This window comes from Methanohalophilus sp. RSK, assembly GCF_003722075.1.
Taxonomy (GTDB): domain Archaea; phylum Halobacteriota; class Methanosarcinia; order Methanosarcinales; family Methanosarcinaceae; genus Methanohalophilus.
The window spans coordinates 186,192-212,029 of record NZ_RDSK01000009.1 but is presented as its reverse complement, the minus strand read 5'-3'; the positions used below and the strand labels follow the sequence as shown (position 1 = coordinate 212,029).

The 25,838-nt window shown below is 43.5% G+C and carries 23 protein-coding genes; 10 read left to right on the top strand and 13 right to left on the bottom strand.

The genetic code is table 11. The features are described 5' to 3' along the window. Positions 1 to 292 precede the first annotated feature (292 nt). Entirely contained in the window at positions 293 to 3,793 is a 3,501-nt protein-coding gene (locus EFE42_RS04030) for a PAS domain S-box protein (protein WP_123136026.1), read from the bottom strand. Positions 3,794 to 4,309: 516 nt separating this feature from the next. Between EFE42_RS04030 and hcp the strand changes: the two genes are divergently transcribed. From hcp to EFE42_RS04010, 4 genes are all read left to right on the top strand, one after another. After that, positions 4,310 to 5,929 carry a hydroxylamine reductase gene (gene hcp / locus EFE42_RS04025; protein ID WP_123136025.1) on the top strand — a complete coding sequence of 540 codons (1,620 nt, stop codon included), beginning with the start codon at positions 4,310 to 4,312 and terminating at the stop codon, positions 5,927 to 5,929. Between the two features lie 258 nt (positions 5,930 to 6,187). Next, positions 6,188 to 6,595: a DUF2209 domain-containing protein gene (locus tag EFE42_RS04020; RefSeq protein ID WP_123136024.1), complete on the top strand. Its 408-nt coding sequence runs from the start codon at positions 6,188 to 6,190 to the stop codon at positions 6,593 to 6,595. Between the two features lie 31 nt (positions 6,596 to 6,626). Then, positions 6,627 to 7,883, top strand: a complete 1,257-nt coding sequence (gene hflX / locus EFE42_RS04015) for a GTPase HflX (RefSeq protein WP_123136023.1) — start codon at positions 6,627 to 6,629, stop codon at positions 7,881 to 7,883. 56 nt (positions 7,884 to 7,939) lie between these two features. Further along, complete coding sequence (locus tag EFE42_RS04010) at positions 7,940 to 8,593, top strand: PHP domain-containing protein (RefSeq protein ID WP_123136022.1); 654 nt, start codon at positions 7,940 to 7,942, stop codon at positions 8,591 to 8,593. Between the two features lie 7 nt (positions 8,594 to 8,600). Here EFE42_RS04010 and EFE42_RS04005 read toward each other — a convergent pair whose 3' ends face one another. The 10 genes from EFE42_RS04005 to EFE42_RS03960 form a co-directional block, all read right to left on the bottom strand. Next, on the bottom strand, positions 8,601 to 9,614 hold the full coding sequence (locus tag EFE42_RS04005) for an AI-2E family transporter (RefSeq protein ID WP_123136021.1): 1,014 nt from the start codon (positions 9,612 to 9,614) through the stop codon (positions 8,601 to 8,603). 76 nt (positions 9,615 to 9,690) lie between these two features. Then, positions 9,691 to 10,743: a tRNA-intron lyase gene (endA, locus tag EFE42_RS04000; protein WP_199724079.1), complete on the bottom strand. Its 1,053-nt coding sequence runs from the start codon at positions 10,741 to 10,743 to the stop codon at positions 9,691 to 9,693. 67 nt (positions 10,744 to 10,810) lie between these two features. After that, complete coding sequence (gene cfbB, locus EFE42_RS03995) at positions 10,811 to 12,256, bottom strand: Ni-sirohydrochlorin a,c-diamide synthase (protein ID WP_123136020.1); 1,446 nt, start codon at positions 12,254 to 12,256, stop codon at positions 10,811 to 10,813. 8 nt (positions 12,257 to 12,264) lie between these two features. Then, positions 12,265 to 13,062 (bottom strand): Ni-sirohydrochlorin a,c-diamide reductive cyclase ATP-dependent reductase subunit, encoded by a 798-nt coding sequence (gene cfbC / locus EFE42_RS03990; protein WP_123136019.1) that lies wholly within the window; start codon positions 13,060 to 13,062, stop codon positions 12,265 to 12,267. A 1-nt stretch (position 13,063) separates the two neighbouring features. Further along, positions 13,064 to 14,173 carry a Ni-sirohydrochlorin a,c-diamide reductive cyclase catalytic subunit gene (gene cfbD, locus EFE42_RS03985; RefSeq protein WP_123136018.1) on the bottom strand — a complete coding sequence of 370 codons (1,110 nt, stop codon included), beginning with the start codon at positions 14,171 to 14,173 and terminating at the stop codon, positions 13,064 to 13,066. A 15-nt stretch (positions 14,174 to 14,188) separates the two neighbouring features. After that, a complete protein-coding gene (gene cfbE / locus EFE42_RS03980; RefSeq protein ID WP_123136017.1) occupies positions 14,189 to 15,523 on the bottom strand; it encodes a coenzyme F430 synthase in 1,335 nt (444 codons plus the stop codon). An 18-nt stretch (positions 15,524 to 15,541) separates the two neighbouring features. Beyond that, positions 15,542 to 15,937, bottom strand: a complete 396-nt coding sequence (gene cfbA / locus EFE42_RS03975) for a sirohydrochlorin nickelochelatase (protein ID WP_072561627.1) — start codon at positions 15,935 to 15,937, stop codon at positions 15,542 to 15,544. A gap of 174 nt (positions 15,938 to 16,111) precedes the next feature. Next, positions 16,112 to 16,738 carry a DUF2150 family protein gene (locus tag EFE42_RS03970; protein WP_123136016.1) on the bottom strand — a complete coding sequence of 209 codons (627 nt, stop codon included), beginning with the start codon at positions 16,736 to 16,738 and terminating at the stop codon, positions 16,112 to 16,114. A 37-nt stretch (positions 16,739 to 16,775) separates the two neighbouring features. Then, positions 16,776 to 17,219, bottom strand: a complete 444-nt coding sequence (locus EFE42_RS03965; protein ID WP_123136015.1) for a UPF0179 family protein — start codon at positions 17,217 to 17,219, stop codon at positions 16,776 to 16,778. Positions 17,220 to 17,244: 25 nt separating this feature from the next. Beyond that, on the bottom strand, positions 17,245 to 18,306 hold the full coding sequence (locus EFE42_RS03960; RefSeq protein ID WP_370448657.1) for an NAD(P)-dependent glycerol-1-phosphate dehydrogenase: 1,062 nt from the start codon (positions 18,304 to 18,306) through the stop codon (positions 17,245 to 17,247). 124 nt (positions 18,307 to 18,430) lie between these two features. Between EFE42_RS03960 and EFE42_RS03955 the strand changes: the two genes are divergently transcribed. From EFE42_RS03955 to EFE42_RS03930, 6 genes are all read left to right on the top strand, one after another. After that, complete coding sequence (locus EFE42_RS03955) at positions 18,431 to 19,282, top strand: DUF63 family protein (protein ID WP_123136014.1); 852 nt, start codon at positions 18,431 to 18,433, stop codon at positions 19,280 to 19,282. Position 19,283: 1 nt separating this feature from the next. After that, complete coding sequence (locus tag EFE42_RS03950; RefSeq protein ID WP_123136013.1) at positions 19,284 to 19,898, top strand: stage II sporulation protein M; 615 nt, start codon at positions 19,284 to 19,286, stop codon at positions 19,896 to 19,898. Positions 19,899 to 19,965: 67 nt separating this feature from the next. Beyond that, entirely contained in the window at positions 19,966 to 21,123 is a 1,158-nt protein-coding gene (locus EFE42_RS03945; RefSeq protein ID WP_123136012.1) for a formate--phosphoribosylaminoimidazolecarboxamide ligase family protein, read from the top strand. Between the two features lie 180 nt (positions 21,124 to 21,303). Further along, entirely contained in the window at positions 21,304 to 21,504 is a 201-nt protein-coding gene (locus EFE42_RS03940) for a DUF5371 family protein (RefSeq protein ID WP_123136011.1), read from the top strand. A gap of 14 nt (positions 21,505 to 21,518) precedes the next feature. Beyond that, positions 21,519 to 21,935: a type IV pilin gene (locus EFE42_RS03935; protein WP_123136010.1), complete on the top strand. Its 417-nt coding sequence runs from the start codon at positions 21,519 to 21,521 to the stop codon at positions 21,933 to 21,935. A gap of 172 nt (positions 21,936 to 22,107) precedes the next feature. After that, on the top strand, positions 22,108 to 22,935 hold the full coding sequence (locus tag EFE42_RS03930) for a LamG-like jellyroll fold domain-containing protein (RefSeq protein WP_148039249.1): 828 nt from the start codon (positions 22,108 to 22,110) through the stop codon (positions 22,933 to 22,935). 62 nt (positions 22,936 to 22,997) lie between these two features. Here the strand turns inward: EFE42_RS03930 and gatD are convergent, their stop codons facing one another. Beyond that, a complete protein-coding gene (gene gatD / locus EFE42_RS03925; protein WP_123136008.1) occupies positions 22,998 to 24,242 on the bottom strand; it encodes a Glu-tRNA(Gln) amidotransferase subunit GatD in 1,245 nt (414 codons plus the stop codon). 27 nt (positions 24,243 to 24,269) lie between these two features. Continuing rightward, complete coding sequence (gene argH, locus EFE42_RS03920; RefSeq protein ID WP_123136007.1) at positions 24,270 to 25,748, bottom strand: argininosuccinate lyase; 1,479 nt, start codon at positions 25,746 to 25,748, stop codon at positions 24,270 to 24,272. Positions 25,749 to 25,838: the final 90 nt, after the last annotated feature.

Here is a 25,838-nt window from a genome sequence, read left to right as displayed (position 1 = left end):
TATTCTACCTGAACCTAATAACCATATTCTCTGTTGAAAATATAAATATACTTTACTTTACAAAAACTTTGATGTACCTTTCCAGTAAAAATAAACCTTTAAAATGCTTTATTTTTAGTTGAATTGCTTTATTACCTATTAGATAACTCTTTTCAAGGCAATTATAGGGAAAAGAATAAATATAATTTTTTATATGAGCTAAAATTGAAAAGTAAGGTCTCTAACACCATATTTATGGGAAATTGAACACAATTACGATCCAAGGTTAAGCAGAATCAAAAAAATTATAACATCAATTTGCTTTTTCCATAGCAGGTATTTTTACTATGAAAGTACTTCCCTTATTTTCTTCACTTTCTACTTCTACCTTGCCCCCATGAATTTGTGCATAATGGTTTACCAGTGTTAGGCCAATACCCAAACCACCATGTTCTTTTGTAAGAAAATCATCGAGTTGTTCGAAAGGTTCAAACAAAAATTGCATCTTTTCTTGTGCAATGCCAACTCCATTATCAGATACCTTTAGTTCTACACAATCTTCCTTGTGGCCTATACTGACTTTAACAATACCATTTTCATTAGAAAACTTAATTGCATTATCAAGAAGATGATACAACATTTGATTGAACATCTGTTTATCTACAAAAATATTTTCAGTTCTATCTCCAGTTGTGCATTGTATTTTAATATTATTTTTTCTAATTTTTGGAGTTAACGTTTTTTTGACTTCACGAAATATGTCCTTAAAATCATAATATTGTGGGTTAAAATTGTCTGTTTCTGATTCTGTACTTGCATAAGCAAGTAATTTATTTATTTCTGTCAAGAGATTTTTCCCATTATTATTTATATGTTCAGCATAACGCTTTTGCTTTTCATCAAGGTTATCTTTACTATTTAACAAAATATCTGAAAAACCAATTACTGAATTAAGCGGTGTTCTCAACTCATGACTCATGTTTCCAATGAACTCGGATTTTGCTTTCTTTGAACCTTCTTCTATCAACCTGGCATTGATAATTGCACGTTCTGCTTCTTTTCTTTCAAGAAAGCCGCTCACCTTGCTTGATATCAAGGAAAAAATATCTATGTCCTCTTTTCTCCATGATGAGATTGCTTTTGGATTAGTCACTCCTATAAATCCTGTAAGTTTATCGCCTTTCCATAAAGGCAGGATTAATATGGATTTTGTGTTCAATTTATTAAGTAATTCTTTTTCGGCTACCGCTTCTTCTGGTATGAAATCCAGATGTATTATTTCGTTATTTTGAAGTTTTTCCATAAACCAGGTGTATTTATCGATGTCCAAAGTTTGCAGATTTTGATTTTGTATTTCTAAGCCTTCAGCATGCCATTCGTAAGTTTTATCCATTAATTTCCCATCATTTCCAAAGAAAAATGCATAAGATTTGTCCGATTTTGTAAGTTGACCCAATTTGCTTAGAGTGCTGTTCAAGCCTTCCTCTAAAGTTACTCTTTCTGCAAAAACACCTATGATTTCATTAACTACAGTTTGTATCTGGAGTTTTATATTCAATTGTTCTTTGTATGCTTCCCTAAGTAAGGTTTGGCCAATCATATCAGCTGCTATATTAAGAGCATTGAGTTCCTTGTTTTCCCATTCTCCTGTATCAGTAGTATTATCGAGTCCTATGAATCCTGCAAGTTCTCCTTTTTTCCATACAGGTAGCACTACTATAGACTTGATATCTTGCATCTGTAAGATTTCTTTTTCAGCTGATGCTTCTATTGGAAGTTCATCTACATCTTTGATATGTATTATTTCATTGTTCCCTAATTTTTCCATCCACCAAGGGAACATATCAGAAGGTAAATCTTGTAGATTTTCTTTTTGTGGCTCTACTCCTTCTGCACACCATTCATGGGTATTATCCATCATATCTCCATTTTCTTTTAGCAGAAATAGATATGACCTAGAAGCACCTGTCAAGTAACCTAATATTAACAAGGATTTTTCGATAGCTTCATCAAAGTCATCGAAGTCTATAAGGGTTGCACTCATAACTCTTGTAGCTTCTTTTATCCTAATATTTTGGAGAAGACGCTGTTCACTTTTCTTTCTTTTATCAATCTCAAGATGCAGTTTACGATTGACTTTTGTAAGTTCTTCTGTCCGTTTATCTACTTTCCCTTCAAGGTCTTCCTGGTATTTGGCAAGTTTTTCTTCTATATGTTTCCTTTCTGTGATGTCCTCATGTGTTCCAGTCATACGTAAAGGAAGACCTTCCCCATTCCAACTAACAACTTTTCCTTTATCATGGACCCAAACCCAATGTCCATCTTTATGTTTCATGCGTATTTCGCAATCGTAATATTCTGTCTCTCCTTTGAAATGTTTTTCAAGTAATTCAAGGGATAAGGCGAGGTCTTGTGGACGGGTAAATTTCATCCATGTATCAATTGAAAGCGGTTTAAGTTCTTCCAGATCATAGCCTATGATCTCAGCCCATCTATCATTAAAAACCACTTCACCGCTTTGAACCTCCCAGTCCCACATACCCAATTCAGTTGCCTCGATTACAAACTGTAACCTTTCCTTGTTTTTCCGAAGTTTGTCTTCTGCTTCCTTTCGATTTGTTATATCTCGAGAAATACCCATTAATACATTTTTTCCATTCCAGACGCCTCGGACAACTTTTGTTTCTACAGGTATTTGTGTTCCATTTTTTGTAAGCAGAGGTATGGGACAGCTTTTCTTTGTACCTTTGAGCATTTTTTCTACAATAGAAATAGCTTCAGTCTGACGATTTTCAGGATGAAGGTCAATTACTGTCATATTCTGTAGCTCATTATCAGTATATCCAAGTTTGTCGTAGACAGCTTGATTTACCTTAAGTATGCTACCATCTTCACCTAAAACAAAAAGAAAATCTTCAATTGTAGAAAACATCTTCTCCAGATTTATTTGCTGTTGGAACAATGCTGTTTCAGTTCTTATTTTTTGAATAATTTCTCCCAAATGGGGAGCAATAGTTTCAACAGCCATTTTTGTGGCCATTGTCATGTTTTCATGGGAATGAGAGCCAAGATTTATTGCAGCAATTACTTCACCCCCAACTTTGATAGGTATCACCGCAATTGCTTTAAGTTCTTCAAAAGAGTTATTTTCTGCATTTACTGGAAGAAGATGTGAATAGTTAGTGTATACAGGTTTACCCTTCATAACAAGCTGAGCTTGTGGGGATTCTGCCTCATAATAAGAAGTCTTTTTAATAAATTCATCAGAAAGCCCATTATGTACAACTAATTTCAATGCCTCACTTTCTTTTTCAAGAAGATAAATGCCTCCTGCATCTATCGACTCTATACGGAGTAAGTTGGTCAGTACATGGTCCAGATTTGCTTTTAGCCCATTTGAAGTATGTATGCCCATTGATATATCGTGTTGTATGGTGAGAAGTTGCCTCTCAATTTTTTGTTCTGTTATATCAATAGCATTACATGTCACATATTCAACTTCACCATCTTCTCCAATATGAGGAATTTTTGTAATTGACAAAAGATGGAGGTTATCTTCTCCATCAGGAACCCATTCTTCTGTTTGAATAGCAATCCCAGAACTAAAAATTTTGTTATTGTTTTCTATACACAATTTGCTTATGGGTTCAGGCAAAACCGTATCAATATGGTTTCTTTCTATTTCTTGTTTATTTTTTCCCAGAAAATCTGCATGTGTTTGATTTATTGAACCATATGTATATGGGTCAAGAAGATACCAAGTATGGATATCGTTTATGTCAAAAATATTAGGCGATACTGTAATTTTATTCATGTAGATTCTCCAAAAAAATATATGCAGGAATAATTAATAACAACTTTTATATTGTGCACTAAATGGAACCTATACAATCTCCTATACTTAAATATTCTGTTTGTTGAAGAATGGCTTAGGAGAAAGTTAAGAATTCAGCTAGTAGTGCAGTGTTTAAGGTAATTCAATAGGGGTAGGAACAAGATGGAGGGAAAATTAGAGAACTACTGAATTTGTATATATTGGATTTGGACTAACATATTCCAGTGGAAACTATGGGGGGTATTATAGAACGAAACATAATATAAATAAAATCACATCTGATTTTTGTCACTAGCATTTTAAGTAGATGTGATAACATAGTTTATAGAGGAGTGGGTTTTAGCAGTATTCGTTTTGGAGTATCGAAGTGGAAACTATCTCTATAAATAGTCAGATCTCAGATATGTAAGTGTTAACTTACAAGATGGCGACCACAATCTCATACGAATAAATGGTTGCATACCTGCATTCGTAATTAAAAATAAAGGTGATAAAATGTTCTGTTATCAGTGTGAAGAAACAATGAACGGGGAAGGTTGCACTAAGAATGGTATGTGCGGTAAGAAAGGGGAAGTTGCAGACCTTCAGGACGATTTGATCTATGTGCTAAAAAGCATTTCATTCTACAACCAGAAAGCAAGAAAGGCGGGCATTTCTGAAAAGAGCACTGATGATTTTATGTTCGACGCATTGTTCTCAACCATAACAAATACCGATTTCAGAGCAACCGGTATTCAGGAACGTATTGACAGGGGATTCGAACTTCAGAAGGAGATCAAGCAGAAACTTCTGGACAACAATGCACTTGACGAGAACGATCTGCCCGATATAGCAGCTGTGACCCCGGAAAACCTCAAAGATAGGAATACCGGCATACTTGCAACAGAGGATGAAGATATCCGGTCATTAAGAGAATTATTGATTTTTGGTATCAAAGGAATTGCATCATATGCACATCATGCTATGATGCTTGGACATACCAATAAAAAGGTCAATTCGTTTATAGAAGACGGCCTGGTGGCAACTACGGATGACAGCCTGACTGAAAAGCAACTTATCTCGCTGGTCCTGAGATGCGGGGAAAAGGGTTTTGATGTGATGGCAGCACTTGACATGGCAAATACCACTACATTCGGCCATCCCGAATCGACTCAGGTCAATATCGCAACTAAAAACAACCCGGGAATCCTTATCAGTGGGCATGACCTGAATGACCTGAAACAATTATTGGACCAGACTGAAGGCACCGGTATAGATGTCTATACCCACGGAGAAATGCTGCCTGCCAATGCCTATCCTGAATTCAAGAAGTACGAACACCTGGTGGGCAACTATGGGGGGTCATGGTGGCACCAGAAGCAGGAATTCGAGAGTTTCAACGGACCAATATTACTGACAAGCAACTGCATAGTTCCTCCGAAGAAGACCTATATTGATAGATTATACACTACAGGATCCGTAGGTTATGATGGTGCCACACACATCGTGGCTAAAGATGGTAAGAAAGACTTCTCTGCCATCGTCGAGCAGGCAAAGGCATGTGAACCTCCGGTACAACTGGAAGAAGGTACCATTACGGGTGGGTTTGCCTACAACACCGTATTGTCCAATGCAGACAAAATTGTTGATGCTGTCAAAGCGGGTAAGATAAAGAAGTTCATTGTCATGGCAGGATGTGACGGACGTCATAAGGACAGGCAGTACTACACAGATTTTGCAGAGGCGTTGCCTGAAGATACTGTCATACTTACCGCCGGATGTGCAAAATATCGCTACAATAAACTTAACCTGGGAGAAATTGACGGAATTCCCAGGGTACTGGATGCAGGACAGTGCAATGATTCATTTTCACTGGTAATCATTGCACAGGGACTTATGGCCAGACTTGGATTTGAAGATGTCAATGATGCACCTATCTCCTACAATATCGCATGGTATGAACAAAAGGCAGTCCTTGTATTGCTTACCCTCCTGAGGCTTGGAATAAAGGATATCACCCTTGGACCGAGACTGCCGGCATTTGTTTCCCCGAATGTATTGAAAGTGCTGGTGGAAAAGTTCAACATAACACCGAACACAACTGTAGAAGAGGATATGGAAAGGTTATTAAAGTAAACTCTTAAAAATGGAGACAGGACCCTTCCGGGTCAACTGTCTTTTTCTATTCTTCCATTCTCAACATAAGGCAGTCTTCCTGCCGGCTCATCAATGGATAGTGGACAGCAAGAGAAATGACCATTTCCTCAGTATTTCTAAATGGATCTAACCTATATCTAAAAGATCCTCTTCAAGGTCTGCATGCTAAAAAGACAAATATTTTATTACTAAAACCCTTACTAAAGGCAGAATACTTCAGATAATCGGGGATACGAAATGGAAAGGATAATTGCTGTAGATATATCAGGCCGGCATCGCCATAATTCCAGATACCTGATGGTATGTGCTGCTGTATCCCTTTCGATAGCCGGAGGGCATGTGAAACAGATACATGATGTAAATATCAAACCATTTGTGAGTGACACCCCTCCCGAGGTTGTGGATGTTGTGCAGATGATTGAAAGAACAGTTGAAGGAATGGTAGGGGTTACCATAGTGGCAGAGAAAGGGGACCTTTTCAACCAGTCTGAATGGCTTTCAAACAGTATGTTCACCGCATCTTTCAAGTATCCAGAATCCCTGAGTGAAAGGATGGGTATTGAAATCGCTCACCATATATCCCTGAGCAGTCGCAATTTACTTCTTGATTCCCGGTCATGGGAACCAATCAAAGATAATCTATAAACTATATTTTCATAATCCAGAGTTAAACCATATGAAAGATGTAATTCTTGTACAGAGGAGAATTCCCCGCTGCAGTGAGTCAGAAAACCAACGCAAACTCGCTGAATTAAGGGAACTTGCCAGGGCTGGAAATTATAATGTAGTCCAGGAAGTGATCCAGACCCGTTATCCTGACAGGCAATACCAGATAGGCAAAGGTAAGGCAGAAGAGGTTGCAGAGCTGGCCCTGTCACAAAAACCTGCAAAAATAATATTCTACAATCCCCTTTCTGTAACCCAGGTCTATAACCTATCCGAGATGTGCAAGTGCGAGGTAATAGATAAGTTTCAATTGATATTGGAAATTTTTGCAAGCCGGGCTACCACCAGGCGTTCCCGTATGCAGGTTGAACTTGCCCGGCTGGAATATGAGCTTCCCAGAGCCAGGAAAATCGTATCCCTGCTAAAAATGGAAGAGCGCCCCGGTTTCATGGGGCTGGGGGGCTATGAGGACTCCTATGAGCAGGATGTCAAGAAACGTATAAGTCGCATTAAGAAAGAGCTCAGCACAGGACAGAGGGACAGCGAAAGCCTGCGTGGTTACCGACATTCAGAAGGGTTTTCCCTGTTGTCCCTTGCGGGTTATACGAATGCGGGAAAAAGTACATTATTCCGCACCCTGGTCGATGAAAATGTGGAGGTGGAAAATATGCTTTTTACCACCCTTTCCCCCACCACAAGATATCTGAATATTAATGGCCGATGGACCCTCCTCACAGACACCGTGGGATTTATCGAAGATCTCCCCCACTTTCTGGTGGATGCATTCCGCTCAACCCTGGAAGATGTATTCAGGGCGGATATAATCCTGCTTGTGGTGGATATCAGTGAGCCGGTAGATATTATAAGGAAGAAACTCGCCGTATCCCATGAAATATTCTGGGAACAGCTCGAAAAAGCCACAATAATCACCGCTATCAACAAAGCTGACAGGCTTTTTCCCGAAGAACTCAGCTCCCGGCTCAAATCGATTGCCTACCTGGCTCCCAATCCAGTGGTGGTCTCTGCAAAGACCGGCGAAGGGCTGGATGAGCTCAAGGACATTATTCACTCCCATCTGCCTGAATGGAAACGGTTTACCCTGGAGTTACCTATGTCAGGTGAAAGCATGTCTGCTGTTTCCTGGCTTTTTGAGGAAGGAATCGTGCACAGTGTAAATTATGGTCATAATATTGTTATGGATGTGGAGGCCAGGAATGAGGTCTATCGCAAAGCCAAATCCCTTGAGAAAAGATTAAGTTTCCGGTAATACAGCCAAAACCACCTCCAAAGATTTATAAATTCAGATTGCATAGCCTTTATTATATGTTGATTGATCTGCATGTGCACTCCTGTTTTTCAAAAGATAGTGATTCTCAATTTGATTCAATCCTGGAATGGGCTAAAAGAAACGGGCTGGATGGGGTTGCAATATGTGATCATGACAGTGTTGAAGGTGGTTTTGCCTGTGCCAGACGAGCTTTAGAAATTGCTTCGGACATACTGGTAATTCCGGGGCAGGAAGTAAGTTCTACTGAAGGTCATGTGCTAGTGTTGGGTGCATCGGAAAGTGTGCCTGCGTCAATGAGTGTCCTTTCCACAATCGAATATGCACACGATCGTGGTGGCCTTGTAATTATTCCTCATCCCTACAAAAAAACCTCTCACGGGATCGGGTACCTGGAAGGTCTGGATGTGGATGCGGTTGAAGTTTTCAATTCCCGTTGTCTAACTCCTTATGCCAATACCAGGGCAAAGATAGTTGCCGATAAGCTGGGATTGCCGCAAGTAGGAGGCAGTGATGCCCATGAACCATGTATGGTTGGCAGGTCCTATACAGACATCGATGTTGTGGATGGATCGATGGATTCTGTCCTCTCTGCGATAAAAGCAGGCCGTGTAAAACCGGGGGGTAAGCTGACACCTCAGAAATATGTGGTAGGGCAGATGTTCAGGGGTATCAGGAAAAAAATCTATTAACTGCATATCAGGTTTTGATGTAATCTTCATGGAACATTCTTAACATCAGCAGGAAGGAAGAAAGGACCAGTGGCCCAACTACGATACCTACCAACCCGAATAGGTATATTCCTATGAAAATTCCCAGCAGGGAAACAAAGGGATGGATTGCACCTACCTTCTCCTGAATATACGGACGCAGGAAATTATCTATGTTGCTGATTACCATTCCTGCTATGAAAATGACCCCTGCAGCAAAGAAATCTCCTTCTATAACTTTGAAAATGATTGCCGGGATCCATACAAGAGGAGCTCCTACAACAGGCATTATTGAAAGAATCAGTGTGACGAATCCCCATAGTACTGCTCCCTGGATGCCAAGCAGATAAAAGGTCAACGCAAGTAATCCGCCCTGCACGGCTGCTATGAAGAAAGTGGCTATTATTGTGGAATGGATGATATTCTTCATTTCCCTCATCAATTTGTCCTTGTTGCTGTCACTGAAAGGGATTATATTGGAAGTCACGTCTTTAAGTGTCTCATCATCCGTAGTAAATAGATAGTACAACAGGAAAACCATTATAATCAGGCCGATAAGCTGGTTTCCTAGGTTCTGAATGGTTCCCAGCACAAGCTGGCTTACGAATCCCCCTATTGTTGTGACGATATCCGAGGCTTTCTGTTCCAGATCCAGAGCCGGAGCCAGTTCATTTATTTTTTGCAAATCCCCGTAGACAATATCCATATTTGATGTTACGAGATCCAGCACCAGGCCTACCTGCTGGGATAGAAGGATTATGAGGTAGTACAAGGGAATTATTATAATTACAATAGATAGCACGATCAATACAACGGAGGCAAGCCGTTTGTTGATTTTCAGCCTTTTTGTCAGTAAATCATGCGCGGGTTTCATTATTACATAAATAATCAGGGCAGCAAAAAAAGCTTCAATATAGGGATACAGGGCATAGGTTATTGCAATTGCAAGTATTACTATGAAAAGCAGGGCGATTGCTATTTTTGCATCCTTTTCATTTTTCATCTTATACCTCCTCTTGAGGCTGATTCCCGGGATTTGAAATATACTGGCCTTTTGTTCTTGCTTGTGTTTTGGATCTTTACATTTTCACACGTGTAATATCGATATGACGTATTTCATCGTCTTCTATTGCAAAGAGCATTTTTTTACGTACACTGTTGGCCAGCCTGATTGCCCTTGACATAACCGGCAGGGAAAATTCATGCTGCGTCCCGATCGAGTGGGTCAGGTATTCGGAGTGGGGAATCTTTGATGCGGATTTTACTTCGCTGTAGACCCTGAAATGTGTACCGAACTTGAATCCGGTTTTAGGTACAAGTTTGCGGATCCTGAGGTCTTCGTATACCCTGTATTTCCTCTGGAAAAGAGGTTCGATATGCGCGGCTCTTTCGCAGAACTCATCAAAATTGAGTTTATTGTCATCCTTTCGTGTGGTTACTTCAATTATGTTATTCTTTAGCAGGAAAGCGCCTTCTACAAGGGACAATTGCAGACGTTTCTGGTCCAGGGGTTTTCCATAAAAACCATTTTCGTACAGTTTACCTGAAGCTTCACCGTCCCAGACAATGACACGATCCTCAAGCATTGTTGCAGGAGTATGCAGTGAAGGATACAGCTGTTCCATATTACCTGCAGGGTCTGATTCCTGCACTTCATAATAGGTAATGTCGCTTTCCTCGTCCACAACTGCAATTATGAGCTGTTTGCGCACGTTACCGGCTGATTCCAGATTTTTCAAAAGAACGGACAGGGGAAGGGCAACTCTTTCCGAATGGACATACACATAACTCCTGGATGAGGATTTTCCGGGCTTGCCACCCCGTGGATATACCCTGAAATCCGCAACTCCCGGCTGAACATAAAAACCACGTTCTCGAAGGTCCTTATACACAATATATTTGAGTTCAAAATTGGGGTTTAACAGGGATGCACTCTTGAAATATTCTTCAAATCCAAGGGATACGCCTTCTCTTTCGATTTCGAGTTTCTCACGGTAAAGCAGGTGTGCTGCTTCAACCAGGGTGAGTATTAGATTGCCTTTTTTGGGTCTGCCGTAATAACTTGTTTCATATATCTCTTCAATTGCCTCTTTACCGGCAACAACCCTGTCTTCTTTCAGTTTTCCTATCAAGCCGAGCACCCGGTAAACAGTAAATAGCGATGGCACAATGAGATTTGCTTTTATTTATAAGTTGGTTTCACTCCAGTATAGTATCCACAAAGGACCTCGCAAATCCACGATAGGAGACACCTTCCAGGTGTGCATAAGACCCCAGTGTATTTTCTACTGTCATCCCGTCCCATTCACCTTTGATTCCGATTCCCCGGGAAAGTTTAATGGCAAAATCCGTGTTATCCGGGATGTCCCTTATCTCGGAGTGATGGAATTCATGACCCCTGAATGTATTTCCCTTTTTGCCAATGATCGCATCCTTTACAATTTGGCCGTTATTGTAACTAACCACACGGGTATGTCCCATAAGGGTGTGGCCGGGTAATGCTCCCACCATTTCGGTGGTGGCTTCGGGCATTTCTGCCATATGGTATGTGCCTTTCCCTTTTACGCCGGTGGTGAGTTTCTCTGTCAGGTACATAAGCCCGCCGCATTCTGCATAGATGGGCATTCCTGATCTGGATGCTTCCCGCATCTCCCGGCGCAGGGATTCATTGTCCTGAAGTTGGGAGGCAAAAAGTTCGGGATATCCTCCGCCGATATACAATCCATCAACATCGGGTAACTTACCATCATGGACCGGGCTGAAATATTCCAGATCTGCACCTGCCAGCTGGAGCAATTCGATGTTATCATGATAATAAAAATTGAAAGCCTCATCCAGTGCCACACCGATTTTAGGCCTCTTTCCTTTTATGTCACGGGATGTGAACATGGTTTTTGGAGGTTTTTCGACAGGTTCTGCAGAGTTTGCAATTTTAAGTATCTCTGCAATATCCACTCCCTCGTCCACCCTGTCCCGGATAGTCCCGATTCGCTGGTCCAGGTCACTGATACGGCTGCGTCCTTCAAGGGCCGGGATCAGTCCCAGATGACGCATGGATATCTGCATTGCATTATCCCTGCGAATGGTTCCAAGTACGGGAATCCCGGTGTAGTGTTCAATGGCTTCACTGGCCTTTTTTGCATGGCGGGGGTTTCCTATATTATTCAGGATGACCCCTGCAATGTTTATACTTTCATCAAAAGAGGTGTAACCTTTCACAAGGGCTGCGGCTGAACGTGTGATGCTGCGGGCATTGATTACAAGCACGACCGGACATTTGAGTATTTTTGCTATCTGGGCAGTACTGCCGATGTCGGTGAAACTATCAAAGCCTTCATAGAGGCCTCTTACGCCTTCGATGATGGCAATATCAGCTTTTTCGTCAGTTTCACATCCATGGGTGAATACATCACGAATTCCTTCCTCATCCATGAGGTAGCCGTCTATATTGCGGGCATTGCGGCCTGTGATTTCAGAATGATAACTCGGATCTATGTAGTCCAGGCCTACCTTGAAAGGTTGTACCCTGTATCCCTTTGCAGTAAGGGCTGCCAGCATTCCGACAACGATTGTCGTTTTACCGGAAGAGGAACGATCTGCGGATATCAGCAGACGCGGCATCTCCATAAGATTTTGGTCGGGCATACAATTCCTTACCGGGTAAGTTCCCTGAGCCTCTCATCTGCCAGTGCCCGGGGGTCGACCGCACAATCACTGGCCATTATATTTCTTGCAAGGGTGCGATACACTTCGGCAATATCTGTATCTCCCGCCTTTTCAAGCACTGAATAGCCATCCCTTTCGCAGTCCTGAACGATCTGCTCCTTTGGTATAAAGGCCACCAGCTCACTTCCAATCTCATTTGCAAATTTGTTTACTATCTCCTCTTCCCGGCTGACACTGCGTGAGTTGCAGATTACGCCGCTAAGCTTCGTATTTATACGGGACAGTCCCTTGCAAATGTTGTTGGCTGCATACAGGGGCATGTATTCCCCTGATGTAAGGACATAGGCCTCATTGACCAGTCCTTTCCTGATCGGAGCCACAAATCCGCCACAGACGATATCACCGGGCACATCGTAAATGATAAGGTCCATTTCTTTCATGGATTGGGATATCTTTTTGAGTTTCTGGATGGCAACAATGATTCCCCTGCCGGCACAACCTATACCCGGTTCAGGTCCACCTACCTCTACACATTTCACTGCCTTGTACCCCTCAAAGACCACTTCATCCTCTTCTTCAATTTCCATGCCGTCCCTGAGTATATCCAGGATGGTGGGGATACGTTTTCCTCCCAGCAGGGTTATGGATGAATCACTTTTGGGATCACAGCCGATAATCATGACATTATAGCCCTCATCAGCACAGGCGGCGGCTACATTGGATGCAGTACTTGATTTCCCGATGCCGCCTTTACCGTAGATAGCGATTCTTTTTTGAGGATTCATTTTACTCCTCCCGGGCAAGCTGCCTTAATGTGGCTCCGAATTCGGATTCCACGATATTTGTCACACCCAGTGTTTTTGGATGGAGGTCTATCTCCACAAGCACATGTTTATGCCCCATATCTTTCAGGGGATGAACCTGTCTGGGTCCATTTGTGATTGATATAAGTTCCATGCCTTCAAGCGCTTCCATTGGTATAGCATGGGGTACACCGGCGATCACGGCAAAATCGAAATCTCTGTATTTTGATTCTATAAGTTGCCTGACCTGCTGGCCTGCAATGGGATATTCATCCAGTCCGCCTATAATTTCATCTATTTTTACGTTATTATCCATATCTGCAAGAATATGTTCTGCATGCTGGCGTACCCGGGGTAGGCCAAGCTCGGTATCCAGATTTGCGAAATTGACTATATTGTCCTCAACACCGAGTTTTTCAGCAACTTCCTGCAGGGCCACCGTTATATCAGCAAACATGTAGGCGGTTTCTTTTTTGGCATTGAGGATGCATATCCCTTTCTTGCCTGCTTTGAGCATTTCTATGACTCTTTTTGCCACAGTATATTTTACATCACCACGGGATGGTTCAAGATAGTCTTTGCTTGCTGCTCCATATTTTTTTTCGACATTTGTGGCTTCATTGAGAAGATGTTGCTGTCTTTCAAATTCCTGCCTGTCTATTATTCCAACGTCAAGGGCCGATTCCAGGGCAAACAATACTCCTTTGGTGTTATCATTATAGCCGGCATGGACCTCTACTTCGATCACAGGGGCATCCAGATTTGCTTCCATGACCGCTTCATGGAGTTCCTCGCCGATTATCATGCTCACACATGTCCCGACGACCCCGATGCGTTTCGGGCTGAACCTTTCTTCGACTTTCTGTAACATATCCACAAGTCGGTCATGTCCTCCGAACACGAAACCGTTTTCATCCAGGGCAGTGGTCACAACCCGGATCCCGTCCTCTTCCAGCAATCTTGCATGCTTGAAAGAACAACCCGGGGGCCCGTGGAGGATTGCGACTTCTACGTTAAGATCTCTCAAAGTGTACAGCGCCGCGACTATGGAACTCGGGCGGGGATGCATTATAGAAAGGTTCTTCTGCTGCATTTTTTCTCCTCTTTTTTACCTGAAACATTTAACGCAGGATATAATGGTGTCGCCGCTGTCGGTTAACGAAACGGCACATTCCAGGCCTTCCTGCAGGTTTTTCCTGTGAATGGTATTCTGTGAACTTAAGTTTTCCATGCGTTTGCCTATCAGGATCACATGGTCAAGGAACTGTTTGTATTCTGAAAGCAATATTTGGATGTTTTCCGGAGGAAAGCCTTCGCATACCTGTGCGGCATGTTCTCCGATAATCAGCACGTTCTTTGCAGATTTATTCAGTCCCATTTCAATGGCCGATCTTGCTGAATCAATATCCAGTCCGGAACTGGAGTTATCAATGAGTCTTCTTTGTTGAAAATCCACCTGCCGCATTCTTCCCTTTACACCGCTAAATCCTTCAAAGGTTCTCCGGATGTCTTCCGGGTCTGCTCCTGCCCGCAGGCCGGCACATGCGCTGGCGGCAAAAGCAATTGCATATTCTTCAGGATTGTAACCTGATTGGATTTTGTAGTTGATGGTATTCCCATCATAAGTCATACTGATAGTTTCTCCGGATATTCTGCTGATAAGATCTGCTTTTTGATTGCCGTTAGCAAACGTTATGATCTCAGTCTTTGTGTTATTTTCTATGAGACTGGCGTCCTGCTGGTTCATTATCACAACAGGATGTTGCATAATCTGCCATTTGGCTTCACTTGCCCATTTGCTGTCTGAAGCGATCCTGTAGTCAGGGCTGAGGGTTGTGAGTGTGCCCATCTCTCCTGTGCCAGTTGTGCCCAGGGATTCTTCCAGGACATAAACCGATGGCTCAATTTCCTGCTCTCTGACAATATTAACAACTTCAAGTATGCTTGCGGGAGTTATACTGAGACCTTTATGGAGCATGATATGTTGGTTTTCTGATAGGTATTCTATGCCCCGGGTTGTATGTAGTATGACTTTTTCTTTAAAGGAAAGTATCCTGGCGAGAAGGGTTGCAGTACTTGTCTTGGCTTTAACCCCGGTGATCTCGATTACTTTTGCTTGACTGAAGATGCCTTCCTCACGCAGGAGCTGACCGGTGAGGTAATGGTGAGAATAGATGGTATTTCCCTGCGATCTGGCTTTTGCAAGAACAGGATAGTTGGGGTCCAGATGAACAGGTGTGATTATAATAGCGTTTTTATCCGGCAGAGGTGGCTTACTAACCACATCTACTTCAGCAGGCAGGTCAGAGAATTTTTCTTTCGGGAGTGTGCCGTAAACATCCACTGCGGTTACTCTGTATCCGTGGCCTGCAAGTTTACTGCTTATCAACAGGCCACCGTGATTCAGGTCAAGCACTATGAAATGTCTCTGCCCTGCTGTCATGTGGTCTCAGTAATTATTTCAGATAACTTCCTTTGCCCTTTCAAAGACAAGGTCTGCAAGCATTTCATGGTTACCGAGAGGTTTTCCGTAAACAACGGGAACTTCATTGCCATCGACCTCAAATTTTCCTTCGTTTGTTTGCGGATCGAGTTTGAGAATCTCGGGAATATCTTCGGTGATGTGTACGCCGGATGCCAGAAATACCGGTACTGCTGCAATCCTGGTGACGCCGGTTCCCTCGAATTCTTTCATGGCTTCTTGCACGGAGGGGCCACAGTTTTCCATGAAACCTGTACGGATTACATATTCAGGGTGTTTTTCTGCGATGGTATTGGCGATGTTTGTAACTACTTCTTTGTTGTAGGGTAGTCTGCTTCCATGTCCGATAGCTAGAATTCCGATTTTTTCACTCATGTGGAATACCTCTTTTTGTCAGTGTAATATACAAGTAAAAACACCAGTCTTACTTTAGTAGGGTGTTTGTGTTACTCCCTATGAATGAGTAATTACATAAAAATAATTCGGATCGATCTTGCAGGGTGAACTTTAATAAAAAATAAGGGTGGAGGGGATCAATAAGGGTAAGGTTCAGACAACTTCGTATTCTCCATCGTCTTCCTTGTAACTGTCAGTACCTACCATTGCGGCTTCTATGGAATCAATTCCGTCCATCCATTCGGCAACAATGCCATAGGGCATATCTTCCATTTCTTTGCCCGGAAGTTCCTGACCATCCAGTACAAGGGCACCGATTCTTGCAACATATCCCAGGGCAGCCTCGAAATCCTCATCCTGTTCAGATTCGATTGCACCATTTATGAGGTCGGATATTTTTGATTCCTGATCAAAGTCCCCGTTCAGGTAACATTCGAAGGAGACGAATGTTGCCAGCAAAGAATTCTGAAGGGATTCAATCATCATATCGGTATCTTCGGATATGGAATCTACTTTTTTCAGAACGATTTCTTCGATGCTGGAGAGGATATCAAGAGTTTCTTCTACAGAATTTTCTCCACGCTGGCAGGTAGCTATGACCTTCAGGCATGCCAGGATTACATCATCCTGCATATTCACAAAAATAGCGCTATCTTTCTCGGGAGCATCCCCGGATTCTTCAAGTTTGAAATTGCTTTCTCCAACTTTTTGAAGCCAGTTGTTCCATCGCTTTTCCGTATAAAATTCGTGAAATATCTGTTTATCACTAGTTTCTGGCATTATGGCCCCTCGCATTATAATTATATCGGGATTTTTTTCAAAACTTAAGTTTGACTTTCTTATGTCCGCTGCATTGGTCACTTTCAATATTTCCCAGGACTTCTGCAACTGTACATTTGTCACCGTTCTTAATTCCTGCAGGATGAAAGAGATCGTAGAGTTCCTGGTCATCTGTGTCACATTTTGGTTCCTTATAACGGATAGTGGAACCCTGGACAGCGTTGCGTGAATCAATGGCAGCAACGATTGGAGCTTTTGCCACATCAACCACGTATGCTCCTTGTTCATGAACAAAACATTCGTGCAGGGTATTTGTCCTTATTTTCCGGACTACATACTTGCGTCCTTTTTCCAGATTCATGCATGTATTCCTGAGTTTGCATTTTTCGCATTCAGGAGCTTCCCCTTCAAATATGAACTCTTCCCCTTCCCGGGCAATTTGAGTTCCGATGAGTGTAATCATGGTATCTTCTTCATCCATAAGCATCACCTGTAATGACCAATAATCATGAAATTACTCCGGTGGTCCTTGCCACCACCTCGGCTGCGTCAGGTGTTATCCCGGTCCCGAGTATTGTGTACCTTTCCGGCCTAATTTTATGAGACTCAACAAGCGCTTGTAATATATATTTATCTTCGATGCCCATTTCACGGGCGGTTGTGGGAGCACCAATTATCCGGAGGGCATCCCTTATTTCCCGCCAGTCCCCACCATGCAGGTACATCATCAGGATTGTCCCTATACCACATTGTTCCCCATGCAGGGCAGGATTTGGAGCTATGCGGTTTAATGCATGGCTGAACATGTGCTCCGAGCCCGAAGCGGGCCGGGATGAACCTGCGATACTCATGGCAACCCCGCTTGAAACAAGCGCTTTGACAACCATCCGAACCGAGCTTTCAAGTTCAGGTTTTATAGAATCTGCAGAATCTATGAGAATGTTTGCGGTCATACTGGCTAAAGCTGCCGAGTACTCACTGAATGTAACATTCTGCAACCTGTGTGCCAGTTGCCAGTCAAGTACTGCCGTACAATTGGATATAATATCCCCGCAGCCCGCTGCAAGTAACCTGAAAGGTGCTTTTGCGATGACTTCGGTGTCGGCTATTACTGCCATGGGTGCACTTGCCTGGATGGAGGTTGTTTCTCCGTTATGTGTAATGGAAGCCCTGGACGAGACGATGCCATCATGAGACGCGGCTGTGGGTATGCTCAGGAAAGGTACATTGTGCCTGGTAGCAGCCAGTTTGGCTACATCTATGGATTTGCCACTGCCCACTCCCAGCAGGAAATCTGTATCCATCTCTCTGGCAATTTCCATGACATTTTCCACTTCTTCCATGGAAGCACTGCCTGATACATGGATCTGGACATTCCTGCCGGTCTCTTCAAGTTCCTCTGCGACCTTGATACCTGCGATATCCCGGGTTTTCTGGCCCGTTACGATAAGCGCATTGCGGCCGAGTTGAAGATCGCTGCATACATCGGCCACCTTCCCTAACATGTCGCTGCCGACCAGAACGTCCCGGGGCAGTTGCATCCATTTGTTGCTCTTGAGTTCGTTCAATTGAATTACCCTGCTCTTATTTGTGAAAACACTTATATTATATCTATCTCTTCTATAATTGTGTTTTCCGCCGGACTCTTCTGTATATTAGCCCCAACGGGATTTTTCGGATTGTGATTTAGAGATGAATACGTTTACTGATAAGATTTTGCAATTTGTAAATAAGTATTATATTGAACCCATTATTTATGATAGTGGTTATAACCCGGTTAATACACTAACATGGGCCCTGATTCTTGGTGCATGTATTTTTGGTGTTATAAAGTTGCTTGACCGGATGAAAGTTGAAGTGGATGAACGCTTCATTTTGACCATAATTCCCTTTATCCTGGCAGGTTCGTCCCTCAGGGTGCTTGAGGATGCCAATGTATTCAGTGCTCCCTTGAAATATCTCTTTATTACCCCCAACATCTACTTTGTGGTTTTTGTTGTGACGCTTGCCTGTCTGGTAGTATCCAAAAAACTCTATGACCTGGATGTTGTAGGCGACTGGAAAAAGACATTTGCTGCTGCAGGAGGATTGTGGTTTTTATCCAACCTGTACGCCCTGCTCTATTTTGAGGATATTGTAAGGCCGGATGCACTTGTCCTGATTCTGGTGCTAGGGACATTGGTTGCTTTTTCCATTTACGGCCTGGCACGCTGGCAGGGAATCGGCCTGATTACAAACAGGCTCAATTTCACCATTCTCTGGGTTCATTTATTGGATGCGTCTTCCACGTTTATCGGTATTGATATGCTGGGATATTACGAAAAACATGTTGTGCCTTCCTACCTGATCGGTCTGACAGACACGGCACTTGTGATGTATCCCCTTAAACTTGCGATTTTCATCCCGGTGATCTATGTGCTGGATACCCAGTTTAACGATAGCGAGGAATCAATATCTTTAAGAACTTTCGTAAAGATGGTTATTATTGTACTGGGATTGTCTCCTGCTACGAGAAACACACTGAGGATGGCACTGGGTATCTGAAATGAAACGCAATAATATTTTTCCCCGGTCTCTGGTTGCTGAAGACCTGCAGAGGTACTTTATTTCACTGAAAAGCCTTTTTATCCTGTCCATTGCGGTATTTTTCATCTCGGCACTGGCGGGTTACATTTATACTTCCATGAATCCTGCCTCAGCTGAGGTGTCCCTGCAGGAGTTACAAAGCCTGGTGGATATCATCAAGGAACTTTCTCCCCTGCAGATAATGCTCTTTATTTTCCTGAACAATGCCCTGAAAAGCCTGGCGGTTATCCTGCTGGGTGTGAGTATAGGTGTCATACCACTTTTGTTCCTGGCCTATAACGGTTATGCGCTGGGTGCAGTGGCCTATGTGACCGGTACCGAAGAGGGCCTTTCATATGTATTGCTGGCGATTACCCCCCATGGCTTGATCGAGCTGCCGATGATATTTATCTCGGTTGCTATCGGAGTACGTATAGGTTTGACCACTCTTGCAAAGCTGCGGGGCCAGACAGTATCGGTAAAACAGGAAATAACAGCAGGAATGGCTGTTTTCATACGTTTTGTAGCCCCTCTCTTGCTGGTGGCATCAGTGATCGAGACATTCGTTACACCCATGTTCATTGCCCTTATCTGAGGGCCTACAACAAATCTTTTATTCCAGATTCCTATTATGTTCCAGAAAGATTCACGAGGATTTTCCCATGATTGACAGGAAAGAGATCATCGATATAGTTAATGATTATAATACAGACAATATTCGTATAGGTACAGTAGCTTCCCACTCGGCTCTTGATGTTTTTGACGGAGCTGTTGAGGAGGGTTTCCACACGCATGCTATATGCAAGAAGGGACGTGAAAAGACCTATACGGATTATTTCCGCGCGCAAAGGGATCAGAATGGCAATGTTGTACGTGGCGTGGTCGACGATTATGTGAACTATGATAATTTCGATGAGGTCCTGCTTGAGAAAAACCAGAAAAGCCTTGTGGACAATGATGTGCTTTTCATTCCCAACCGCTCTTTTACTTCCTACTGTGGAATCGATGAGATAGAGAATGATTTTGCAGTTCCGCTTGTGGGCAGCCGGAACATGTTGCGCAGTGAGGAAAGGGGACTGGAAAAGGATTATTACTGGCTGCTGGAAAAAGCGGGAATGCCTTTCCCGGAGAAGATCGGTGATCCACAGGATATCGATGAACTCTGTATTGTCAAATTGCCCCATGCTGTGAAAAAACTGGAGCGGGGATTCTTTACGGCTTCAAGTTATGAGGAATATCTTGAGAAATCCGAATCCCTCATCAAGCAGGGAGTTATCACCCGGGACGCGCTTGCAGAGGCGCGTATTGAGCGCTATGTTATCGGGCCGGTGTTCAATTTTGACCTGTTCTATTCTCCTCTGGAAGAGGAAATGAACCCTATCGAGTTGCTGGGCATTGACTGGAGATTCGAGACGAGTCTGGATGGTCATGTGAGGCTGCCCGCTCCCCAGCAGATGGCCCTGGCAGAGCACCAGTTGACACCCGAGTATACGGTTTGCGGGCACAATACTGCAACCCTGAGGGAATCGCTGCTGGAAAAGGTTTTCGAACTGGCGGAGATGTATGTGGATGCTTCCAGGGAATACTATGACCCGGGTGTAATCGGCCCATTCTGCCTGCAGACCTGCGTGGACAAGGACCTGAACTTCTACATCTACGATGTGGCACCCCGGGTTGGCGGTGGTACCAATGTGCACATGTCCGTGGGTCACCCTTATGCCAATACCCTGTGGAGAAAACCTATGAGCACGGGACGCAGGGTGGCTTACGAGGTCAGAAGAGCCATCGAGACAGAACAGCTGGATAAGATAGTAACCTGAGCTGGAAGTTTAATTAACATGGTAGTGCGGCTAAGTTGCCGCAACATCATTTTATTTATATTTTTGGCTCTCTTTCGCTTTTTTTCGTTAGCAAGACTCTTATATCATAATCCCATTATTATGATTATGAGAAGGGACCTATTCCTGTACTCACCATTTATATATTGGGAGTGTTAATAAATGAAGATTGTACATGCTCAAACTGTACTGACTGACGAGCAGCTTGAGGCCTTGAAGAAGAAAAGCAACGAATCTTCTACAAAGGATGCCCTCAGTATCGCAGTGCAACATTACCTCGAGTGTGAGTACACTGACATGGATGACGAAATGTGGACTCGCAAGTTAGAGAAGGTCGTACAGAAAAAGAATAAGAAAGACTGAAAAGGAGAGTTTTAATGCAGATTCCAGAAATGTTTAAAAGAGACGATGCAGTATCCCCGGTCATCGGTGTCATTCTGATGGTCGCCATTACTGTCATCCTCGCAGCGGTTATAGCATCGTTCGTGTTCGGAATGGGTACCCCAGAGACAGCACCACAGGCAAGTTTGAAGATGAGTTCCAATTCTGATGATAACATTACAGTGGCTCATCAGGGTGGAGATGTTATCTTCAATGATACCACTGAGCTCATTGTAACAAATGTTAGCAGTTCTGATGTGCTTAATATTGATTATAATATGCCAGCTGAATTTTCAGTAGGTGATTCATTTGAAATTAATGGTACATCGTTTACATTCAATAGTACTACCAATGTCAAACTCGTTGACACACAATCTGACCAGCTGATTAGCAACCAGAATGTAAGGTTCTAAACCTTAATCTGAAACACCTACCGCCGCAGCACTTGCGGCACCACTTTTCTCTTTTTCCAACAAACCCTGTTTTGCGTATGGCATGAATCCTATGGGACTCATGTTTTATTGACAACATTGCTCTACAGAGGAAATATATTTATGCAATCTGCTTATTAATTATTGATTGTACATGTCTTTTGAAAACAATCTTTGCAAAGATGCGGATGGCCTTGCTCCGGTAGTCGGTACAATCCTGATGGTCGGGATTGTGGTCGTACTGGCTGCGGTTATCGGCACACAGGCTCTTTCGGTCGATACACCGGATGACCACTACGAGCGGTTCAAGGAGATTACCGAGCAGAATGTTGAAGACCTGCCGGATGGATTGGTTGGATGGTGGACCTTTGATGATACTATAAATGATGCATCACAGAATAGTAATCATGGAGTCATGAATGGAGATATTTCCTATATTGATGGTGTATCCGGTAAGTGTCTTGACCTTGATGGAAATGGTTATGTTGAAATTCCTTATGATTCAACTCTGGATATGACTGATGCAATTACTGTTTCTGTTTGGCTAAAAACATCGGAAACAAGTTTTGCCTATGCAACAGATAAATGGTGGTATAGCGGATCTGCTGATCGTGCCTGGTCACTGAATTTTCAGGGTAATAACCTTGTTTGGCGTGCTTCTTATAATGGCCAGGACAGTGGCAGTGAGGAAATAAAATACGATTACTCGGATTATAATGGTGGTTGGCTTACATCACCAGAATGGAAGTATGTTACAGGAACCTATGATGGTAACAATTTAAGTTTATATGTTGATGGAGAATTCATTGGGGAAAAAACTCTGTCAGATGGCATTATTTCTACGTCAAGGCCCTTATTTGTAGGGGCTGGGAATGATGGGGAAGATTTCCATTATGATGGACAGATTGATGATCTACAGATATATAACCGGGCATTGTCGGAATCAGAAATTTCTGCCATTTACAACTCGTATTTGAAATAACCATTTGGTAAATCGATTTAGTTCTCAAAAAAAAGCCGCCGTGTGGGCGGCAACCTGCTTTTTCACTCAAGACTGCAATCCGAGATCTCGTTAGCCCTTTTTTCCTGCATCAATTTTTGAACTTCTGACAGGTCGGAGGTCTGGCCCAGTACGCACATAAGTTTTACAAGGGCAACTTCCGGCAACATGTCCTCGGCTTCGATTGCTCCGGCTTTGAGCATATCCGTGCCGGTGTCATAGACACGGTCACAGACACGTCCGTGCAGGCACTGGGAGGCGATCACTATCGGTATGTTTGCTTGTGTTGCACGCTTGATCTCAGGGACCCAGTCGGTGGACACATGACCCAGGCCGGTTCCCTCGATTACAATGCCCTTATATCCTGCCTCGATATAATTACCCAGGATTTCGGGTCTTGCGCCGGGTGTGAACTTGACAATAGCACATTCGGGTTCGATCTTACCCTTAAGTGCCAGTTCTGTCTCTCCGCGTGCGGTGTATTCTGATTCTGTGGATATTTCGCCTGTGGCATAATCCACAAAACCAATCGGGCGGGAATTAATGGACTGGAAAGCATCCCTGCGTGAGGTGTGCATTTTCCTGACTCTGGTAGCGTAATGGATGCCGCAGCGATCATCGGAACTGCTCTCATGCATGACCGTGCAAACTTGCGCAATATCACTGACAGCAACCTTTGTTGCACAGATTGCATTCATCACATTGTCACTGCTTGGCCTGTCTGCACTGCGCTGGGAACCTACAAAAACCACGGGGACCGGTGTGTCAAGCATGAATGCCAGGGCTGCTGCGGAATACATCATTGTATCGGTACCATGGGCAATCACGATGCCGTCTGCTCCGTTGCCAATTTCTTCATATACAGCCCGTGCAAGTTCTGTCCATATCTGTGGTGTCATATTCTCGGACAGGATATTCGCAACAACCCGTCCTCTTATATTGGCAATATCATCAAGTTCGGGGATAGTGCGGACAATATCATCTGCAGAGAATTGTGAGCTCACAGCACCGCTGCGGTAGTCGATCTTACTGGCAATGGTACCTCCTGTGGAAATAAAAACCACATTTTTAAGCCCTTTATTTTTGGTAACCTTGGCTTGCTTCTCGGGCTTTTGCATTTCTTTTTTAGGCTCCAGGAAAGTGATCTGTGCACCATCCGGCTCTATTCCTACATTGTATCCACTGACCATCTTCAGCACAATATGGCCGGTGACACTGGGCATCACAACCCCCTCATAGGCTGTTCCGCCCTTCTCGGCCCTTATCCTGTCTCCTTCCTTGTAATCCATAATTATCCCTGCAACGAATTTATTATCTTATTTTTGCTGTATGTAATCTTCAACAACCTGCATCAGCTTTTCAATGGAATTTCCGGTATGGTCCCTGATCCTTTCAACTTCTTCGGTCCACATTCCCGTTTTCGTACCAAAGTTGTCTATTGCTGTTTTCATGGCCTCGGGTGCAGGTCCTCCAATGACCTTTCTCTTCTGTATGTTGAGCATTGGGTCCAGGGCCTGTTTTACCATATCCTCATTCAACCCCTTTTCTACAAGACTTTCCCCGAGGACTGTGCGCCCCACGGCTTCTACATCTTCCAGGGTCGGCTCATTATCTCCTTTTGCCAGGATACCCACAATCTGGTGTGCGGTCCTGAAAGGAATCCCGCATTCCCTGACCAGGGTATCGGCAAGCTCGGTGGCGGTAGTAAATCCGGTTGAAGCCTGCCATTTCATAGTATTAGTGTTAACCTTCATACTATCCAGCATGCCTGCCATGATCCTTACTGACGCACGTGTGGTTTCCACGGATCTCCAGATATGGGGACTGGCATCCTGCATATCCCTGTTATAACTCATTGGCAGGGATTTGCAGACCGTGAGTAATGACATCAGGCTTCCCACAGCAATCCCGCTTTTCCCTCTCACAAGCTCTGCAGTATCAGGATTCTTTTTCTGTGGCATTATTGATGAGGTGGATGCATATTGGTCGGATAATTCAATAAAACCAAACTCCGTAGAAGACCACAGGACCAGTTCCTCTGATATCCTGCTCATCTCGATCATAATATTTGCAAGTACCGAAGCCGTTTCCAGCAGGAAATCCCGGCCACTGACCGCATCCATGGAGTTTTGCATTACTTCTTCAAATCCAAGCAACTCTGCAGTCCTGCTTCTGTCAATTGGAAACCCCGTGGAAGCAAAAGCCGCAGCTCCGAGAGGGCAGCGATTGATCCTGTCAAGACATCCAAGTATTCTTTCCATGTCTCTTCCCAGGCTCTCCGCGTGGCTCATGATATGGTGGGCCAGTGTGGTAGGTTGGGCATGCTGCAGGTGTGTATATCCCGGCATGATGGTATCATGGTTCTCAGATGCAATTTTTGCCATTGTATTAACAAGTTGCAACATCTCTTCTGCCAGTTCCAGTACTTCTTTGCGCAGTCTCAGGCGGATACAGGTGGCCACTTCATCATTGCGGGAGCGGCCGGAATGCATCCTTCCACCTACGTCTTCTCCTGCCAGGTCAATAAGTCTGGCTTCCAGGGATATGTGTATATCTTCGTAACTATGATCTAGGGAATCGATACCCTCTTCGCGGATGCGTTTCAACCCATCCAGGATTTTGGCACAATCATCTGCGGGGATGATTCCCTGCTCTTTCAGCATGGCCGTGTGGGCAAAATCCACTAGGACATCAGAATCAAATATCCATTTATCGTCTTCCATGGATGAAGTATAACGCAGTATTTCCTCGTCCGGGAGAGAATCAAGGCGTCCTCTTCTTAAAATATCACTCATGATTATTCCTCAAATGAACAAGTTTAAAGGGTCTGCCCACATGAAAAGTGGTTTAGCGGAACTTTCTGAATGCCCTTCTATTTAAGGTCT

What these genes read in the sequence shown, in the direction of transcription:
- EFE42_RS03945 (WP_123136012.1), top strand. Translation starts at nt 19,966, where the DNA reads ATGATTGACAGGAAAGAGATCATCGATATAGTTAATGATTATAATACA.
- cfbD (WP_123136018.1), bottom strand. Translation starts at nt 14,173, where the DNA reads ATGCAGCAGAAGAACCTTTCTATAATGCATCCCCGCCCGAGTTCCATA.
- EFE42_RS03930 (WP_148039249.1), top strand. Translation starts at nt 22,108, where the DNA reads ATGTCTTTTGAAAACAATCTTTGCAAAGATGCGGATGGCCTTGCTCCG.
- EFE42_RS04010 (WP_123136022.1), top strand. Translation starts at nt 7,940, where the DNA reads ATGTTGATTGATCTGCATGTGCACTCCTGTTTTTCAAAAGATAGTGAT.
- gatD (WP_123136008.1), bottom strand. Translation starts at nt 24,242, where the DNA reads ATGGATTACAAGGAAGGAGACAGGATAAGGGCCGAGAAGGGCGGAACA.
- EFE42_RS03940 (WP_123136011.1), top strand. Translation starts at nt 21,304, where the DNA reads ATGAAGATTGTACATGCTCAAACTGTACTGACTGACGAGCAGCTTGAG.
- cfbA (WP_072561627.1), bottom strand. Translation starts at nt 15,937, where the DNA reads ATGAGTGAAAAAATCGGAATTCTAGCTATCGGACATGGAAGCAGACTA.
- hcp (WP_123136025.1), top strand. Translation starts at nt 4,310, where the DNA reads ATGTTCTGTTATCAGTGTGAAGAAACAATGAACGGGGAAGGTTGCACT.
- cfbE (WP_123136017.1), bottom strand. Translation starts at nt 15,523, where the DNA reads ATGACAGCAGGGCAGAGACATTTCATAGTGCTTGACCTGAATCACGGT.
- EFE42_RS03970 (WP_123136016.1), bottom strand. Translation starts at nt 16,738, where the DNA reads ATGCCAGAAACTAGTGATAAACAGATATTTCACGAATTTTATACGGAA.
- cfbB (WP_123136020.1), bottom strand. Translation starts at nt 12,256, where the DNA reads ATGCCCGACCAAAATCTTATGGAGATGCCGCGTCTGCTGATATCCGCA.
- cfbC (WP_123136019.1), bottom strand. Translation starts at nt 13,062, where the DNA reads ATGAATCCTCAAAAAAGAATCGCTATCTACGGTAAAGGCGGCATCGGG.
- hflX (WP_123136023.1), top strand. Translation starts at nt 6,627, where the DNA reads ATGAAAGATGTAATTCTTGTACAGAGGAGAATTCCCCGCTGCAGTGAG.
- EFE42_RS03955 (WP_123136014.1), top strand. Translation starts at nt 18,431, where the DNA reads ATGAATACGTTTACTGATAAGATTTTGCAATTTGTAAATAAGTATTAT.
- EFE42_RS04005 (WP_123136021.1), bottom strand. Translation starts at nt 9,614, where the DNA reads ATGAAAAATGAAAAGGATGCAAAAATAGCAATCGCCCTGCTTTTCATA.
- EFE42_RS04020 (WP_123136024.1), top strand. Translation starts at nt 6,188, where the DNA reads ATGGAAAGGATAATTGCTGTAGATATATCAGGCCGGCATCGCCATAAT.
- EFE42_RS03965 (WP_123136015.1), bottom strand. Translation starts at nt 17,219, where the DNA reads ATGGATGAAGAAGATACCATGATTACACTCATCGGAACTCAAATTGCC.
- argH (WP_123136007.1), bottom strand. Translation starts at nt 25,748, where the DNA reads ATGAGTGATATTTTAAGAAGAGGACGCCTTGATTCTCTCCCGGACGAG.
- EFE42_RS03935 (WP_123136010.1), top strand. Translation starts at nt 21,519, where the DNA reads ATGCAGATTCCAGAAATGTTTAAAAGAGACGATGCAGTATCCCCGGTC.
- EFE42_RS03950 (WP_123136013.1), top strand. Translation starts at nt 19,284, where the DNA reads ATGAAACGCAATAATATTTTTCCCCGGTCTCTGGTTGCTGAAGACCTG.
- EFE42_RS04030 (WP_123136026.1), bottom strand. Translation starts at nt 3,793, where the DNA reads ATGAATAAAATTACAGTATCGCCTAATATTTTTGACATAAACGATATC.